The 16,097-nt window shown below is 52.3% G+C and carries 15 protein-coding genes; 13 read left to right on the top strand and 2 right to left on the bottom strand.

The window, feature by feature from the left end; all coding sequences use genetic code 11:
- Window positions 1-147: 147 nt before the first annotated feature.
- Window positions 148-774 carry a transcriptional repressor LexA gene (gene lexA, locus QOS10_RS07580; RefSeq protein ID WP_283594850.1) on the bottom strand — a complete coding sequence of 209 codons (627 nt, stop codon included), beginning with the start codon at window positions 772-774 and terminating at the stop codon, window positions 148-150.
- Between the two features lie 170 nt (window positions 775-944).
- Between lexA and QOS10_RS07575 the strand changes: the two genes are divergently transcribed.
- Window positions 945-1,196, top strand: coding sequence for a DUF896 domain-containing protein (locus QOS10_RS07575; RefSeq protein WP_283594849.1), 252 nt, complete (start codon window positions 945-947; stop codon window positions 1,194-1,196).
- A gap of 81 nt (window positions 1,197-1,277) precedes the next feature.
- A complete protein-coding gene (locus QOS10_RS07570) occupies window positions 1,278-1,499 on the top strand; it encodes a YneF family protein (protein WP_283594848.1) in 222 nt (73 codons plus the stop codon).
- Window positions 1,500-1,536: 37 nt separating this feature from the next.
- Here QOS10_RS07570 and QOS10_RS07565 read toward each other — a convergent pair whose 3' ends face one another.
- Window positions 1,537-2,175 carry a lysophospholipid acyltransferase family protein gene (locus tag QOS10_RS07565; RefSeq protein WP_283594847.1) on the bottom strand — a complete coding sequence of 213 codons (639 nt, stop codon included), beginning with the start codon at window positions 2,173-2,175 and terminating at the stop codon, window positions 1,537-1,539.
- A gap of 102 nt (window positions 2,176-2,277) precedes the next feature.
- Here QOS10_RS07565 and QOS10_RS07560 point away from each other — a divergent pair, with 102 nt between their 5' ends.
- The 11 genes from QOS10_RS07560 (at window position 2,278) to QOS10_RS07510 (ending at window position 15,854) form a co-directional block, all read left to right on the top strand.
- Complete coding sequence (locus QOS10_RS07560; protein WP_283594851.1) at window positions 2,278-3,039, top strand: tRNA1(Val) (adenine(37)-N6)-methyltransferase; 762 nt, start codon at window positions 2,278-2,280, stop codon at window positions 3,037-3,039.
- On the top strand, window positions 3,023-3,331 hold the full coding sequence (locus QOS10_RS07555) for a GIY-YIG nuclease family protein (RefSeq protein WP_283594846.1): 309 nt from the start codon (window positions 3,023-3,025) through the stop codon (window positions 3,329-3,331). The genes QOS10_RS07560 and QOS10_RS07555 overlap by 17 nt, the downstream gene beginning before the upstream one ends.
- Before the next feature lie 164 nt (window positions 3,332-3,495).
- Window positions 3,496-4,287: a 30S ribosomal protein S2 gene (rpsB, locus tag QOS10_RS07550; protein WP_283594845.1), complete on the top strand. Its 792-nt coding sequence runs from the start codon at window positions 3,496-3,498 to the stop codon at window positions 4,285-4,287.
- A gap of 110 nt (window positions 4,288-4,397) precedes the next feature.
- A complete protein-coding gene (gene tsf, locus QOS10_RS07545) occupies window positions 4,398-5,273 on the top strand; it encodes a translation elongation factor Ts (RefSeq protein ID WP_283594844.1) in 876 nt (291 codons plus the stop codon).
- Window positions 5,274-5,357: 84 nt separating this feature from the next.
- Entirely contained in the window at window positions 5,358-6,080 is a 723-nt protein-coding gene (gene pyrH / locus QOS10_RS07540; protein WP_283594843.1) for a UMP kinase, read from the top strand.
- A 2-nt stretch (window positions 6,081-6,082) separates the two neighbouring features.
- Window positions 6,083-6,646 carry a ribosome recycling factor gene (frr, locus tag QOS10_RS07535; RefSeq protein WP_283594842.1) on the top strand — a complete coding sequence of 188 codons (564 nt, stop codon included), beginning with the start codon at window positions 6,083-6,085 and terminating at the stop codon, window positions 6,644-6,646.
- Between the two features lie 196 nt (window positions 6,647-6,842).
- The gene (locus tag QOS10_RS07530) at window positions 6,843-7,562 is read left to right on the top strand and encodes an isoprenyl transferase (protein ID WP_408621586.1); all 720 of its coding nucleotides are present in this window, start codon (window positions 6,843-6,845) and stop codon (window positions 7,560-7,562) included.
- Window positions 7,563-7,579: 17 nt separating this feature from the next.
- A complete protein-coding gene (locus QOS10_RS07525; protein WP_283594840.1) occupies window positions 7,580-8,365 on the top strand; it encodes a phosphatidate cytidylyltransferase in 786 nt (261 codons plus the stop codon).
- Between the two features lie 27 nt (window positions 8,366-8,392).
- On the top strand, window positions 8,393-9,667 hold the full coding sequence (gene rseP / locus QOS10_RS07520) for an RIP metalloprotease RseP (protein ID WP_283594839.1): 1,275 nt from the start codon (window positions 8,393-8,395) through the stop codon (window positions 9,665-9,667).
- Window positions 9,668-9,694: 27 nt separating this feature from the next.
- Window positions 9,695-11,422, top strand: coding sequence for a proline--tRNA ligase (locus tag QOS10_RS07515; RefSeq protein ID WP_283594838.1), 1,728 nt, complete (start codon window positions 9,695-9,697; stop codon window positions 11,420-11,422).
- A gap of 85 nt (window positions 11,423-11,507) precedes the next feature.
- Window positions 11,508-15,854 carry a PolC-type DNA polymerase III gene (locus QOS10_RS07510; RefSeq protein WP_283594837.1) on the top strand — a complete coding sequence of 1,449 codons (4,347 nt, stop codon included), beginning with the start codon at window positions 11,508-11,510 and terminating at the stop codon, window positions 15,852-15,854.
- Window positions 15,855-16,097 lie beyond the last annotated feature (243 nt).

The following is a 16,097-nucleotide window of genomic DNA, read 5'->3' as shown; positions in this document are numbered from 1 at the left end:
TGGCATTGAACATGAAGAAAATGGCCGGAAGGCCGTCTTCATATTCATATAACTTCAAGAAAAAAGGAAGAACCATTCAGAATTTCTTTGGAAATTCCGAATGGTTCTTTTATTTCAAGGGACTTTTGTCACAGCCCCTTTTTGCTTTTAAAAGATATGATCACGGAAAAGGCCAATCACCTTACCGAGGATTTTAACGTTTTGAAGGAAAATGGGGTCCATTGTGTCATTCTCCGGCTGCAGGCGGAAACGGGTCTTCTCTTTGAAGAACCGTTTACAGGTAGCCTCGTTGTCGTCGTTCATGGCGATGACAATGTCACCGTTGCGGGCGGTTGACTGCTTGCGGACAATCACGTCGTCACCATTCAGAATCCCGGCCTTGATCATACTGGTTCCGCGAATCTTCAACATGAATAAGTCATTGTTGTCTTGGATCGATGGTGGGATTGGGAAGAAGTCGGTGGCATCCTGAACAGCGAGAATCGGTTGCCCAGCGGTAACGACCCCCATCATTGGGATCTTGGTCTGCATCGGCTTGACTCCGAGCAGGTCAAGCCCCTTTGGTGTGATCTCAAGGGCCCGCGGTTTAGCAGAGTCCTTACGCAAAAAGCCCTGCTCGATCAGGCGGGTAATATGACCGTGGACGGTCGAGGTGGATGAGAGGCCCACAGCACTGCAAATTTCCCGAACGGTCGGCGGATAGCCGTGCTCGTCAACCTGCTTATGAATATAAGATAGGACCGCCATCTGTTTGTTTTTAGCGGATCGTGGCATAATAACACCTCATTATCATTATTATTATGTCAAGGATACCATAGTAATAGTAATATTTCAAACGTACGTTCGCTAGTGATTTTATGTTAACGGAAAAGTTTGCAATTGGACATTAAATTCGGTAAAATCAAGCCGATAAAGGTGTTAGATCGATTGGAGGGAAGAGATTCATGGCTGAATCAGAAGAACAAGATAAGCTGTTGAAGCGGATCAACGAATTGGCCCACAAGAACAAGAAGGAAGGACTGACGGAGGCGGAAACCCGGGAACGTGAACGCTTGCGTCGGGAATACATCAAGAACTTTCGTGAAGCAATGCGGAGCAACATTGAGATGATGCGGATCTTTGATAAGGACGGCAAGGAAGTAACACCGGAGAAGGTTCGTAATATTCAACGTAAAAAGGGCTTGCGTGACGACTAAGCGTTGATTTTCTCTTTTCAAGATCCTTTCTTTCGTGTAAGATGGAAAGGTAACTAACCAAAGGAGGAATTAGTCGTGGGTATGACAATTTTATGGGCCGTTATCGCATTATTAGTAGGCCTGGTTGTCGGTTTCTTCGGCGCCCGTAAGTACATGGAAAATTACCTTCGTAATAATCCACCGATTTCAGAAGAAATGCTGCGGACAATGATGCTCCAGATGGGGCAAAAGCCTTCCAGCCGTAAGCTTCACCAGATGATGCAAACCATGAAGGCCCAAGCGCGGAAAGCAAACCGCAAATAATAAAAAAGGATGCGTCACCGCATCCTTTTTTATTACTTTAGAAGTCATCGTCCGCCGGCTTTGGTGGCATGACGTAGTGGTAGTTCGGGTCGATCTGCTTGTCTAGGGCATCGAAGGCCGCTTGCATCTGGTTTTCAATTTTAGCCTGATTTTCATCGGTCAACCGTTTTTTACGGTCAATGTAAATCGGCTTTCCAAAGGCAATGTGCCGCGGACGCCGAGTGAAAAGCTGGCCAAACTTTAATGGCCCCTGGTAGACGACCGGAACTAGCGGCACGTTGGCCAGCTTGGCGATTACCACCGCACCACCCTTGAGCTTGGCTGAGTAGCGCGACCCCGATGGAAAGATGATCGTTGAAAGGTCGGTCTTACGCAGAATATTTACCGGCGTCTTAACGGCTGATGGTCCCGGGTGCTTACGGTCAACCGGGAAGGCGTTCAAGGCGCGCAGAAACTTTCCCGCGATCGGGTTCTTAAAGAGTTCCTTCTTGGCCATGAAGCTGAATTTCTTAGGCCAGACCACCAGGGCGATTAAGACCGGGTCCATCCACGTCCGGTGGGGTGCCACGATGATGTAGTTGCCATCCGGCAGGTTTTCACGATTATAGACCTTTGTTCGACCGTTGATTAGATTGAGCAAGGGGTTCACGATTCTTACTAAAAAATTGTAAAGCATGATTGTTCTTCCAATCTTCAAATAAATTTTTACTCTCTAGCCCCTAAGTATGACGAAAAATGGCAGCAGATGCAAGGGGCGAATCACGAAAGGAATATGATGATGGAACCAACTTCCCTATTAAAAGATGATGAACGCATTGACCAGCTGTACAGTCAGGATGTGCAGATTATCCAAAGCCCCAGCTGTTTTGCCTTTTCCCTAGATGCGGTTCTTCTGGCAGATTTTGTCCGGCCCAACCACCGGCATAAGCTGTGCACCGTTGATCTCTGTGCGGGGAACGGGGCAATCGGGCTGTTTCTGCACAAAAAACTCGGTGGGACCTTTACTGAGGTCGAATTGCAACCCCGGATTGCCGACATGGCCAAGCGGAGCGTTGAATTAAATGGGTTAACCGATCGCTACCGGGTCCTCAACATGGATATTGCCGATGTCTTCACGGCGGTGCCCAAGGATTCGGCTGACGTGGTACTGTGCAACCCGCCGTACTTTCCAGTGACGGCACAGAGCCAAAAGAACCCGAACCGCTACCTAGCCATTGCCCGGCACGAGATTGCCACCAACCTGGAAACGGTGGCGGAACAGATGAGCGGCCTGCTGAAGATGAATGGTCATGGCTACCTGGTCCATCGGCCGGACCGCTTAACTGAGATCCTGACTACCATGCAGGAACACCGCCTGGTTCCCAAACGCATCCAGTTCATTCACCCTAAGCCGGGGCGGGACGCAAACATGCTCCTGCTGGAAGTGATCAAGGATGGCAAACCGGGTGGGCTGAAGGTGGTTCCGCCGCTGGTTGTCAGTGGGGATGACGGTCACTATCTGCCGGAAGTTCAGGAGCTGCTCTATGGCCAGCAAAAATAAGTATTATATGTATGTTCTATATTGTGCCGATGATACCCTCTACTGCGGGTTCACAACCAATGTTGCCCGCCGGTTTGCTACCCATCAGGCCGGGCGGGGGGCCAAGTACACCCGGGTGAAGTCCCGTCACCCGCTACGGCTGATTTATCAAACGGCTTTTGATAATAAACATGATGCGCTGAGTGCGGAGTATCACTTCAAACACCAGCCGCGGGCGAAGAAGATCGCCTATCTCGCCGCCCAGGGGATTGAAGTCGCCAAGTTCTATCGACAGAATCATCAACTAAATTAAGCGTTCAAAAGGCTTGTCATTGGACAGGCTTTTTTGTATACTATTAAACGGTGTTTAACAACATATAACACACTCGTGGTGATAGTCAGAGACGTGCCTTTCGTTGGAAGGGTTCTTTGACTAGCGGAGCCACGGGGAGGAAAAAACAATTTTGGAGGTTTATTATGTCTGTTGTTACTATGAAGCAATTGCTTGAAGCAGGTGTCCACTTCGGTCACCAAACTCGTCGTTGGAACCCAAAGATGGAAGAATACATCTTCACTGAACGGAATGGGATCTACATCATTGACCTGCAAAAGACGGTCAAGATGATCGACACTGCTTACAACTACATGAAGGACGTTGCTGCTAACGGCGGTGTTGTTCTTTTTGTTGGTACTAAGAAGCAAGCGCAAGACTCCATCGAAGAAGAAGCTACCCGTGCCGGCCAATACTACGTTAACCACCGTTGGTTAGGTGGTACGCTGACCAACTGGAAGACCATCCAATCACGGATTGCTCGTCTGAAGGAACTCAAGAAGATGTCCGAAGACGGTACTTTCGATGTCCTTCCAAAGAAGGAAGTTGCTGTTCTGACTAAGCAACGTGAAAAGCTGGAACGGTTCCTTGGCGGTATCGAAGACATGCCACGGATCCCAGATGTTATGTACATCGTTGACCCACACAAGGAACAAATCGCTGTTAAGGAAGCTCAAAAGCTCCACATTCCAATCGTTGCCATGGTTGACACCAACACTGACCCAGATGACATCGACTACGTAATTCCATCAAACGATGATGCTATTCGTGCCGTTCGTCTGATCACTTCCAAGATGGCTGATGCCGTTGTTGAAGGTAAGCAGGGTCAAGACGACGCACAACAAGCAGAAGCCGTTGCTGATGACAACGCCGAAGACGAAACTGTTAGTGAAGATTCTCTGAAGAACCTCAAGAACAGTGTTGAAGGCAAAGACTAACAATTAGTTATTAAATACTTGGGCTGTTTTGTGTTATGGACCATAGTGGCCCTAAGTACAAACAGTCCTTTTTTGAAAATCCCATTGATTATTAAAGGAGAGATCTAGTCATGGCTGAAATTAAAGCTGCTCAAGTTATGGAATTACGGAAAAAGTCCGGTGCCGGGATCATGGATGCCAAGAAGGCATTGGTAGCCAGCGATGGTGACATGGACAAGGCAATGGACTACCTTCGTGAAAAGGGTATTGCCAAGGCTGCTAAGAAGAGCGACCGGGTTGCTGCCGAAGGTTTAGCTGACATCGCCATCAACGGCAACACTGCTGCCATTGTTGAATTGAACTCCGAAACGGACTTCGTTGCTGCCAGTGACCCATTCAAGGCCCTGCTCAAGGAAGTTACTAAGCTGATCAGTGAAAACAAGCCTGCTAACGTTGACGAAGCCTTGGCCATCAAGACTGACAACGGTACGCTAAAGGATGACATCATCAGCACGACCCAAAAGACTGGTGAAAAGGTTAGCCTTCGTCGGTTCACGGTTGTTGAAAAGAACGACGGCGACAGCTTCGGTGCTTACCTGCACCAAGGCGGCCAAATTGCGGCCTTAGTTGTTCTTGAAGGCGGCGACGAAGCAACTGCCAAGGACGTTGCTATGCACGTTGCTGCCATCAACCCTGAATTCATGACTCGTGACGATGTTTCCCAAGACCGTCTTGACCACGAACGGGCAGTCTTCAAGGAAGAAACGCTGAATGAAGGCAAGCCTGCTAAGATCGTTGACAAGATCGTTGAAGGTCGTCTGAACAAGTTCTTATCACAAATCTGCTTGGCTGACCAAGACTTTGTTAAGAACCCAGACCAAACGGTTGCCGAATACGTTTCTGCTAACAACGGTAAGCTGAAGTCCTTCATCCGTTACGAAGTCGGTGAAGGGATCGAAAAGAAGCAGGATGACTTTGCTCAAGAAGTTAAGGACCAAATGAACTAAGGTTCGCTTGGCGAAAGGACGTGCTGGGTTCAGTGCGTCCTTTTTTACAATACTTGATTGGCAGACAATTTGAGGAGGAAAATCATGGCTGATATTAAGTATAATCGTGTTATCTTAAAGCTGAGCGGGGAGGCCCTTGCCGGTGAGAAGGGTTTCGGTATTAACCCGCCCGTTTTAAAAGACGTTGCCAAGGAACTCAAGGAGGTTCACGACCTGGGTGTTCAAATTGCAATTGTTGTCGGCGGTGGTAACATGTGGCGCGGGGTTACCGGTGCTCAACTCGGGATGGAACGGGCTCAGGCCGACTACATCGGTATGCTGGCTACCATCATGAACGCCCTGTCCCTGCAAGATGCCCTGGAGTCTATCGACGTCCCAACCCGGGTACAGACTTCCATTGAAATGCGGCAGATTGCGGAACCATACATCCGGCGCAAGGCTATTCGCCACCTGGAAAAGGACCGGATCGTGATCTTCGCCGGTGGAACGGGAAGCCCATACTTCTCAACTGACACCACGGCCGCACTGCGGGCAGCTGAAATCAATGCTGATGCCATCCTGATGGGGAAGAATGGGGTTGACGGGGTCTACTCCGCTGATCCAAACAAGGATGCCAACGCAGTTAAGTTTGATCACCTGACGCACATGGACCTGATTGAGAAGAACCTGAACGTCATGGACACGACGGCTAGTTCACTGTCAATGGATAATCATATTCCATTGGTAGTCTTCAATCTCAACACGCCAGGCAACATTATGAAAGTTGTTACCGGCCAACAAGTCGGCACGACCATTGAGGGGGACTAATCATGGCTAATAGTAAGGATATCTTAAATGGCGCTAAGGACAAGATGAAGAAGTCTGGTGAAGCGCTGCAGCGGACTTTGGCTGACATCCGTGCCGGCCAGGCCAACGCCAGCCTGCTCAACTCTGTCAAGGTTGAGTACTACGGGGCCCCAACCCCGCTGAACCAGGTGGCTTCCATCACGATTCCGGAAGCGCGGCAACTGCTGGTTACACCATACGACAGCAGCATCTTGGAAGAAATCGAACGGGCAATTTACGCCTCTAACCTAGGCTTGACTCCGCAAAACGACGGGACGGCCATTCGCCTGATCATTCCACAATTGACGGAAGACCGGCGCAAGGAACTGGCCAAGGATGTTAAGGCCGAATTGGAAAAGGCCAAGGTGGCGGTTCGAAACGTCCGCCGGGAAGCCATGGATGACCTGAAGAAGGGTAACAAGGATGGCGACTTCAACGACGACGAATTCCACGACCTGGAAAAGAAGGTTCAAGACGAGACCGATGCTGGGATCAAGAACCTGGAAGACATCGCCAGTGCCAAGGAAAAGGAATTGCTCGAAGGCTAATTCGAACCTAATTCAAACAATGTTCATTGAGACGAGGGTGGGCAGTACCATCCTCGTTTTTGCTTTTCCTGGCAAGTAGCTTTTTAGCGCCAGGAGCCTTATAATTAATGAGTGATTATTTGTCAAAACCAACTAAACGGAGGCGAAGACGGTGTTTTCTAGTAAGAAGGACACAGAAACAGAACGACAATTAGACATGGAACGGATCCCGGCCCACATTGCCATCATCATGGATGGGAATGGACGCTGGGCCCAGCACCGGCATCTGCCACGGGTTGCCGGTCACAAGCAGGGGATGCAGACGGTCAAGAAGGTGACCATGGCAGCGAGTGATCTTGGCGTCAAGGTCCTTTCCCTGTATGCATTTTCGACCGAAAACTGGAAGCGGCCGGCTACGGAGGTTAACTACCTGATGCAGTTGCCGATTCGCTTTTTTGCTACCTTTGTTCCGGACCTGGTCAAGCATAACGTCAAGGTGATGGTGATGGGGGACATTACCCGTCTTCCGGAAGCCACCCAGAAGGCCGTTAAGGATGCCATTAAGGATACGGCGGACTGTGATGGGATGATCCTCAACTTTGCCTTGAACTATGGCAGCCGGGATGAGATCACCCGCGCCGTTCGATCAATTGCGGATGAGGTTAAGGAGGGTCAGCTCGATCCATCGGCGATCACGGAACAGACCATCAGCGATCACCTGATGTCAGCGCCACTGGGCAAGCTGGCAGATCCCGACCTGCTGATTCGGACCAGTGGCGAGGAACGGATCAGTAACTTCATGCTCTGGCAGATCGGCTATAGTGAGCTTGAGTTCGTGCCGGAACACTGGCCGGATTTCGACGGTGAAACCCTGAAGCGCGCCATTATTGAGTTCCAGGGGCGGCACCGGCGTTTTGGCGGGTTAGTAAATAAGTAAAGGAGTAGTTAGAAATAATGAGAACACGGATAATTACCGCGGTGGTTGCCCTGGCAATCTTCATTCCGCTGATCGTCTATGGGCACTGGCCGCTGACGATTGCGGCGGTTGCCCTCGGAATCATCGCAATGTCAGAGATCCTGGTCATGAAGAAGATGTTTGTGATCTCCTTTGAGGCCATCGTTAGTTACTTGGGAGTAGCCCTCTTGATTTTGCCGGACAGTTGGTTGGACTTCCTGCCGAGCGTGGCGACACGCTGGTTCGGCTTCTACGTCCTGGTAGTCCTGCTCTTACTCCACACGGTCTTGCGCAAGCAGCGGTTCACCTTTGATGATGTCGGGGTCCTGACCCTGGCCATGCTCTACATCGGGATGGGCTTCCACTTCTTTGTTGTGGCCCGGTCGATTAACTTTATCACCCTCCTGTACGGGATGCTGATCGTCTGGCTGACTGACAGTGACGCCTACCTGATCGGACGTAAGATTGGTAAGAACAAGCTGGCCCCGAAGATCAGCCCGAACAAGACCTGGGAAGGCTCAATCGGGGGGACTGTGGCGGCCACGATCATCCTGGCAATTTACCTGTACTTCCTGCCGGTTGGCGGGGCCTGGCTGCCGATGATTTTGCTGACCATTGTCCTGTCAATCATGGGTCAGTTTGGTGACCTGATTGAGTCGTCATTGAAGCGTTACTATGGTGTAAAAGACTCCGGGAAGATCCTGCCGGGCCACGGTGGTATCCTGGACCGGTTTGACAGCATGCTGATCGTGATGCCGATGTTACACCTGCTTGGAATTATTTAAGGGTTGCAATCTTAAAGAGGGGATCATGTGATAGTAACAATTATTACCTTTATCCTGGTATTCGGTATCCTTGTCCTGGTCCACGAATACGGCCACTACTTCTTTGCCAAGCGCGCGGGAATTCTGGTTCGCGAATTTTCGATTGGAATGGGCCCGAAGATCTGGTGGCGGCGCAAGAACGGCACCACCTATACCATTCGACTGTTGCCAATTGGCGGTTACGTCCGTCTGGCCGGCAACGACGATGAGGACCTTGATGAGCTGCGGCCGGGGACGCCGGTAACCGTTCAGCTTAACGACCAGGGTCAGGTGGTCACAATTAACGCCAGCAATAAGGCGGCCCTCTTTCAGGGGGTGCCATTGCAGATTGTCGACTGTGACCTCACTGACGGTCTTTGGATCAAGGGCTATGTCAATGGTGACGAAGACCAGCTGAAAAACTACGATGTTAACCATGACGCGGTAATCATCGAAAAGGATGGCACCCATGTCCAGATTGCGCCACGGGATGTCCAATTCCGTTCCGCCAGCCTGCCTGCCCGGATGATGACCAACTTTGCGGGTCCGATGAACAACTTCATCCTGTCGCTGGTTGTTTTCATTATCCTGGGCTTCACCCTGAGCGGGGTACCTACGAACAGCAACCGGCTGGGCCACGTCAATGCCGGTTCAGTCGCTGCCAAGGCCGGACTGACTACGGGTGACCGGATCACCAAGGTCGGCAACACCACCATTAAGAACTGGGCGGAGCTTTCGACCAATATTTCCAGCCGGCCGGGTGAAAAGGTGCGTTTAACCTACGAACGCGACCATCACCATCACCAGGTAACCGTTGTGCCAAAGACGGTTCACCAGGGCAAGGAGAAGGTCGGTCAGATCGGGATCATCGAGGAGCAGCAGACCGGGATCAAGGCCCGGCTGCTCTTCGGCTGGCAGCAGTTCGTCCAAGCAGGCAGCTTGATTTTTAGCGTGCTGGGGAGTATGTTTACACATGGCTTTAGTCTCAATGACCTGGGTGGCCCCGTTGCCATCTATGCCGGGACGTCTCAGGCGACGGCGCTTGGGTTTAACGGCGTGTTAAACTTCCTGGCCCTGCTGTCGATTAACCTCGGAATTGTGAATCTGTTGCCGATTCCAGCCCTGGACGGGGGCAAGTTGCTTCTGAACATCATTGAGGCCATCATTCGGCGGCCAATTCCTGAAAGGGCCGAGGGCGTGGTTACCATGATTGGGTTCATGCTCTTGCTGTTGTTGATGATCCTTGTTACCTGGAACGATATTCAACGTTATTTCATTCGATAGATTAATTTTGGAGGAGTAGTATTTTTTATGAGACAATCAAAGATTTTGATTCCAACCAAGAAAGAAGCACCAAGCGATGCCGAAGCCTTGAGCCACAAGATGATGGTACGAGCCGGCTACATTTACCAGGTTTCCGCCGGGGTATGGTCATACTTGCCGCTGGCATACCGGGTAATCCGCAAGGTCGAAAATATCATCCGTGACGAGATGAATAAGGCCGATGCCGTTGAGATGATGATGCCGGCCCTGCTGCCTGCTGACCTCTGGAAGGAATCTGGCCGTTATGAGAGCTATGGTGACAACCTCTTCAAGCTTAAGGACCGGCGTGACCGGGACTTCATCCTGGGACCAACCCACGAAGAAACCTTTACTGAGGTTATCCGGGATAGCATCAAGTCTTACAAGAAGCTGCCCCTGGTTGTTTACCAACTCCAGGATAAGTTCCGTGACGAAGACCGGCCGCGTTACGGGATCCTGCGGGGGAAGGAATTTGAGATGCTGGACGGCTACTCCTTCTCTGCTGATCAGGCAGGCCTGGATGAAGCCTACGAGAAGCAGGCGCAGGCTTACCGGAACATCTTCGACCGGGTCGGCCTGAACTACAAGGTTATTCTGGCGGACTCTGGTACGATGGGTGGTAAGAACTCTCAGGAATTCTCTGCTCCGGCTAAGGTGGGGGAAGACATTATTGCCTACACCGATGGCGATTACGCTGCCAACCTCGAAAAGGCCACCAGCAAGTTTACCGGTGTTCAACAGACTGATGCACCAGCCGAACTGACTAAGAAGGCCACCCCGGGTGCGCACTCCGTTGATGAAGCGTCCGAGAGCCTGGGCATTGACGCTGACCAGATCCTGAAGGCAATGCTCTTCATGGCTAAGATGGGTGAAGATGATTACCAACCCGTGATGGTTCTGATGCGGGGCAATGATGAGGTCAACGAGGCCAAGGTTACCGATGCCCTGGATTGCGAAGAACTGACTCTGGCAACGGAAGAGCAAGCAGTCAAGTACCTGAGTGCCCACCCTGGTTCTCTGGGTCCCGTAGGTGTTGGCGAGGATGTTAAGATCCTGGCTGATAACTACGTCAAGGTCCTGGTCAACATGGCCTGTGGTGCCAACGATGATGGTCACCACTACATCAATGCCAATATTGACCGCGACTTCCGGGTTGATGAATTCGGTGATTTCCGGAATGTTAAGGAAGGCGAAATCGCCCCTGACGGTCACCCAATCAAGTTCACCCCAGGGATCGAAATCGGTCACATCTTCAAGCTGGGGACCCACTACTCCGATAAGTTTGGGGCCCAAGTCCTGAACGAAAATGGTCGCTTGGTTGACGTGATCATGGGCTGCTACGGGATCGGGGTTACCCGGCTCCTGTCCGCAGTTGCCGAACAAAACGCTGACGAGAACGGGCTGGTTTGGCCAGACAGCATCGCCCCATTTGATGTGCACGTCATCCCAGTCAATGCTAAAAAGGATGATCAGATGGCCATGGCCAATGCAATTGACGAGCAGTTGACGGCCGCTGGCTACGAAGTCCTGGTTGATGACCGGAAGGAACGGGCCGGGGTTAAGTTTGCCGACTCTGACCTGATTGGTATTCCAATCCGGATCACCATCGGGAAGAAGGCTGCTGACGGGATCGTCGAAGTTAAGATCCGTAAGACCGGCGAGACCATTGAGGTTAAGCAGGAAGAAGTTGCCAACACGGTTGGTATTCTGCTGAAGCAGCTGAACAGCGAAGATTAATTAGTTAAATACTTGAATAGAAAATGTGGCGGCCAAGCTGAATCAAATTAGTTTGCGCCACATTTTTAGATAGGAGGACATTAGTGTGGGATTGAATCGGCATGAACTGTTTACCAAACTACTTGAGCAGATTCACTTTCCAGAAAAAGATACGGCGGCCTTTCAGAATGCGGCTATCCAGTCGGTCGTTGTACATAAGAATTCACGGGTGTGGGAGTTTCACCTGCTCTTTCGCCAAGCGCTCCCGTTCAGCCTCTTCCAGGAGTTCACGGCGGCACTGGAGCGGGGGTTCAAGGACATCGCGGGGGTCAAGGTCAAGATCAGCAGCCCGATGACGGACCTGGACCAGCGACTGATCGCTGACTACTGGGAATACATTGTCAACACGACCGCCCACGACTCGGCCATGCTACAGCAGGCTTGTTTGCAGACCAGTCCCGAGGTCAAGGACGGACGGGTGACTTTGGTGGTGGAGAACGAGATCGTCAAGAATATGCTGGTGCAGAAACTGCTCGATAAGATTGAGCACCGCTACCAGGAACTGGGCTTCCCGCAGTTTCGGATCCATCCCTTTGTCGACCAGTCGGCCTCCCAGGAGAAGATCAAGGAACTGAAAGCCAAGCACGAGACCGATGATGCGGCCCTGGCGGCGAAGGCCATGGCCCAGATCAAGAAGAATAATGCGGCCCGGGCGAAGAGCAAGCAAAAGCAGTCCGCGGCCCCGGCTCCCGCTGATGGTCCTGCCCAGCTGGGTCGTGCAATCAGCGACAAGGAAAATGTCATCCAGATGAAAGACATTCAGGGTGAAGAGCGTTCCGTCGTTGTTGAGGGTTACGTCTTCAACGCCGAGGTGCGGGAATTGCGCTCCGGCCGGCAGCTGCTGACCTTTGAAATCACCGACTACACCTCATCCTTTGCGGTAAAAAAATTCTCCCGCAATACTGAAGACGAGGCCCAGTTTGCCAACATCAAGCCGGGAATCTGGTTGAAGGTCCGCGGTCCGGTCCAGGAAGATACCTGGATGCATGACCTGGTGATCAATGCTTACGATATCAACCAAATTAAGCACACCCCGCGGAAAGATAAGGCGCCAGCCGATGATAAGCGGATTGAGCTGCACGCCCATACCGAGATGAGTCAGATGGATGCCACCAACTCGATCACGGAGCTGGCGCAACGGGCACACGAGTGGGGTCAGCCGGCCATCGCGGTTACGGACCACGGGAACGTGCAGGCCTTCCCTGAAGCCTTCAAAGCCGCTAATAAGTTTGGCATTAAGATGCTTTACGGGCTGGAGGCCAACGTGGTCGATGATGGGATTCCGTTGGTTTACAATGAAAATCACGCCGTCCTCTTAGACAACACCTACGTGATCTTCGACGTGGAAACCACCGGGCTGTCGGCAATTTACGACAAGGTGATCGAATTGTCGGCGGTCAAGATGAAGGATGGCGAGGTCCTGGAGCGGTTTGACGAGTTCATCGACCCCGGCTTCCCGCTTTCAGAACAGACCACTCAGCTGACTAGTATCACTGACGAGATGGTCCACGGTTCCAAGAGCGAAGAAGAGGTCTTCAAGATGTTCAAGGACTTCTGTGACGGCTGTATCATTGCCGGTCACAACGTTTCCTTCGATATGGGCTTCATGAACACCGGTTACCGGCGGCACAAGATGTCTGAGATCACAGAACCGGTGATCGATACCCTGCCGCTGGCCCGTTTCCTGTATCCGAACCTGCGCGGCTACCGGCTGAACACCCTGAGTAAACGGTTCAAGGTTGCTCTGGAGCATCACCACCGGGCCAACTACGATGCGGAGGCCACCGGGCACCTGCTTTACAAGTTCTTGAAGGATGCCGAGAAGCGCTACGACATTCGCTACGTCGACGACCTCAACAAGCACATGGCCGAAAACGATGCCTACAAGCACGCCCGGCCGTTCCACGTTACCATCCTGGCCCAGACTCAGGCCGGCCTCAAGAACCTCTTCAAGCTGGTTTCGTTCTCCAACGTCAAGTACTTCCACCGGGTACCGCGGATTCCGCGGACCGTCCTCACGAAGTACCGGGAAGGCCTGTTGCTCGGGACCGCCTGCTCATCCGGGGAGGTCTTCACCGCGATGATGGAGAAGGGATACCCAACGGCGCTGCGGAAGGCCCGCTACTATGACTTCATTGAGGTCCAGCCGAAGCCAAACTATGCCCCGCTTCTGGAACAGCGCGTAATTGGGGATGATGCCCACCTTGAGGATATTCTGAAGAACATGGTCAAGATGGGGGATGAACTGGAGAAGCCGGTCGTGGCGACCGGGGACGTTCACTACCTTGATCCGCATGACGGGGTCTACCGGAAGATCCTGATCAATTCCCAGGGTGGTGCTAACCCGTTGAACCGGACCCACCGGCCAGATGTTCACTTCCGGACCACCGACGAGATGCTCAAAGAATTCAGCTTCTTGGGTGATGAAAAGGCCCACGAGATTGTGGTGGACAACACGCACAAGGTGGCCGATATGATCGACAACGACATTCGACCGGTTAAGGATCGCCTGTACACCCCACACATGAAGGGGGCGGAGCAGGAAATCCAGGACCGGACCTGGAACACCGCGAAGGCCTGGTATGGTGACCCGCTGCCGAAGCTGGTCCGTGACCGGGTCCGGCTAGAGCTGAACAGTATCGTCAAGAATGGGTTCTCGGTCATTTACCTGATTGCCCAGCGTCTGGTTGCTAAGTCCAACAAGGACGGCTACCTGGTTGGTTCCCGTGGTTCGGTTGGTTCTAGTGTGGTGGCCACGCTGTCCGGGATCACCGAGGTTAATCCGCTGCCGCCGCACTACCGGTGTCCAAAGTGCCAATACACCCACTTCTACACCAAAGGGGAGTACAGTTCCGGTTTTGACTTGCCAGAACGACACTGTCCGAAGTGTGGGACCCTCCTGGTGAAGGATGGTCACGATATCCCGTTCCAAACCTTCTTGGGATTCAAGGGGAACAAGGTGCCGGATATCGATCTGAACTTCTCCGGGGACTACCAGCCGATTGCCCACAACTACATGAAGGTCCTCTTCGGCGAAAAGAACGTGTTCCGAGCTGGGACGATCGGGACCGTGGCGGACAAGACCGCCTATGGTTACGTCAAGGCCTACGAGCGGGACAACGACGTCCAGTTCCGGGGGGCCGAGGAAGACCGGCTCGCCAAGGGGGCAACGGGTGTCAAGCGGACGACCGGTCAGCACCCGGCCGGGATCATCATCGTGCCGGACGACATGGACATCTACGACTTTACGCCGGTTCAGTACCCAGCCGATGACCAGAGTGCGGCCTGGGAGACGACCCACTTTGATTTCCACTCGATCCACGATAACATCCTGAAGATGGATATCCTGGGTCACGATGACCCGACGATGATTCGTGCCCTCCAGGACCTGTCCGGAATCAACCCGCGGACCATCCCAATGAATGATCCGGGCGTGATGTCGCTCTTCTCCAGCCCTAAGCAATTAGGGGTGACCGAGGAGCAGATTCAGAGTAAAACAGGGACCCTGGGGCTGCCCGAGTTCGGGACCCGATTTGTCCGGGGGATGCTGAACGATACGCACCCAAAGAATTATTCTCAACTGCTGCAGATTTCTGGTCTGTCGCACGGGACGGGTGTGTGGTTGGACAACGCCCAGGAGCTGATCAAGGACGGGACCGCCACGATTGCCAACGTGATCGGTTGTCGTGACAACATCATGACCGACTTGATCCACTACGGTCTGGATTCTGAAACGTCCTTCCAGGTGATGGAATCCGTGCGTCACGGTCGGGGAATCCCTGATGAGTGGCAGGAAAAGATGCGCAAGGCTAACGTGCCGCAGTGGTACATGGACTCGTGTCTGAAGATCAAGTACATGTTCCCGCGGGCCCACGCGGCCGCCTACGTTCTGATGGCCCTGCGGATTGCCTACTTCAAAGTCTACTTCCCGCTGGTTTACTACTGTGCCTTCTTCTCTGTGCGGGCGGACGACTTTGATGTGGTCGCCATGGCCCACGGTAAGGATGCGGTCAAGCACCGGATGGCGGAGATCAACGAGCAGGGGAACGACGCCAGCGCTAAGGACAAGAATCTGCTGACGATCTTGGAGCTGGCCAATGAGATGCTGGAGCGGGGCTTCAAGTTCAAGATGGTCGACCTCAACAAGTCCGACGCCTCCAACTGGCTGATTGATGGGGACAGCCTCATCGCACCGTTCCGGGCTGTGCCAGGCCTGGGGCTGAACGTTGCCAAGCAGATCGTGGCGGCGCGGGAAGAGAAGCCGTTCCTGTCTAAGGAAGACCTTGCCGAACGGGGGAAGGTTTCCAAGACGCTGATCGATTTCCTCACCAAAAATCACGTATTAGACGGACTGCCAGATAGCAACCAGCTTGACCTGTTCTCTGACCTATAATTAAATAATAATAAAATTAATATGCTGATTTTGCTAGCCCTCAAATGGGCACAAAATGGGCAAAAATAAAGCGGTGCTGGAATCTTTATCCGGTACCGCTTTTTTGATTTTAAAGTTTATCAATTTTACCAATCTGATTTTCAAAGTCATCTTGGGCTTGTTTAGTGTAAGTAGTCAATAACGATACGTCTAGGCGCGGTCGACCAATCCCCCTATACTGAAGACATAAGATTCAGTACAGGA

It is taken from the genome of Limosilactobacillus galli, from assembly GCF_947381495.1.
Taxonomy (GTDB): domain Bacteria; phylum Bacillota; class Bacilli; order Lactobacillales; family Lactobacillaceae; genus Limosilactobacillus; species Limosilactobacillus galli.
This window is presented reverse-complemented; position numbering and strand designations above follow the sequence as displayed.

Excerpts from the sequence above, each read along its gene's own strand:
- lexA (WP_283594850.1), bottom strand. The coding sequence starts at position 774 with ATGCCACGATCCGCTAAAAACAAACAGATGGCGGTCCTATCTTATATT.
- QOS10_RS07575 (WP_283594849.1), top strand. The coding sequence starts at position 945 with ATGGCTGAATCAGAAGAACAAGATAAGCTGTTGAAGCGGATCAACGAA.
- QOS10_RS07570 (WP_283594848.1), top strand. The coding sequence starts at position 1,278 with ATGACAATTTTATGGGCCGTTATCGCATTATTAGTAGGCCTGGTTGTC.
- QOS10_RS07565 (WP_283594847.1), bottom strand. The coding sequence starts at position 2,175 with ATGCTTTACAATTTTTTAGTAAGAATCGTGAACCCCTTGCTCAATCTA.
- QOS10_RS07560 (WP_283594851.1), top strand. The coding sequence starts at position 2,278 with ATGGAACCAACTTCCCTATTAAAAGATGATGAACGCATTGACCAGCTG.
- QOS10_RS07555 (WP_283594846.1), top strand. The coding sequence starts at position 3,023 with ATGGCCAGCAAAAATAAGTATTATATGTATGTTCTATATTGTGCCGAT.
- rpsB (WP_283594845.1), top strand. The coding sequence starts at position 3,496 with ATGTCTGTTGTTACTATGAAGCAATTGCTTGAAGCAGGTGTCCACTTC.
- tsf (WP_283594844.1), top strand. The coding sequence starts at position 4,398 with ATGGCTGAAATTAAAGCTGCTCAAGTTATGGAATTACGGAAAAAGTCC.
- pyrH (WP_283594843.1), top strand. The coding sequence starts at position 5,358 with ATGGCTGATATTAAGTATAATCGTGTTATCTTAAAGCTGAGCGGGGAG.
- frr (WP_283594842.1), top strand. The coding sequence starts at position 6,083 with ATGGCTAATAGTAAGGATATCTTAAATGGCGCTAAGGACAAGATGAAG.
- QOS10_RS07530 (WP_408621586.1), top strand. The coding sequence starts at position 6,843 with ATGGAACGGATCCCGGCCCACATTGCCATCATCATGGATGGGAATGGA.
- QOS10_RS07525 (WP_283594840.1), top strand. The coding sequence starts at position 7,580 with ATGAGAACACGGATAATTACCGCGGTGGTTGCCCTGGCAATCTTCATT.
- QOS10_RS07515 (WP_283594838.1), top strand. The coding sequence starts at position 9,695 with ATGAGACAATCAAAGATTTTGATTCCAACCAAGAAAGAAGCACCAAGC.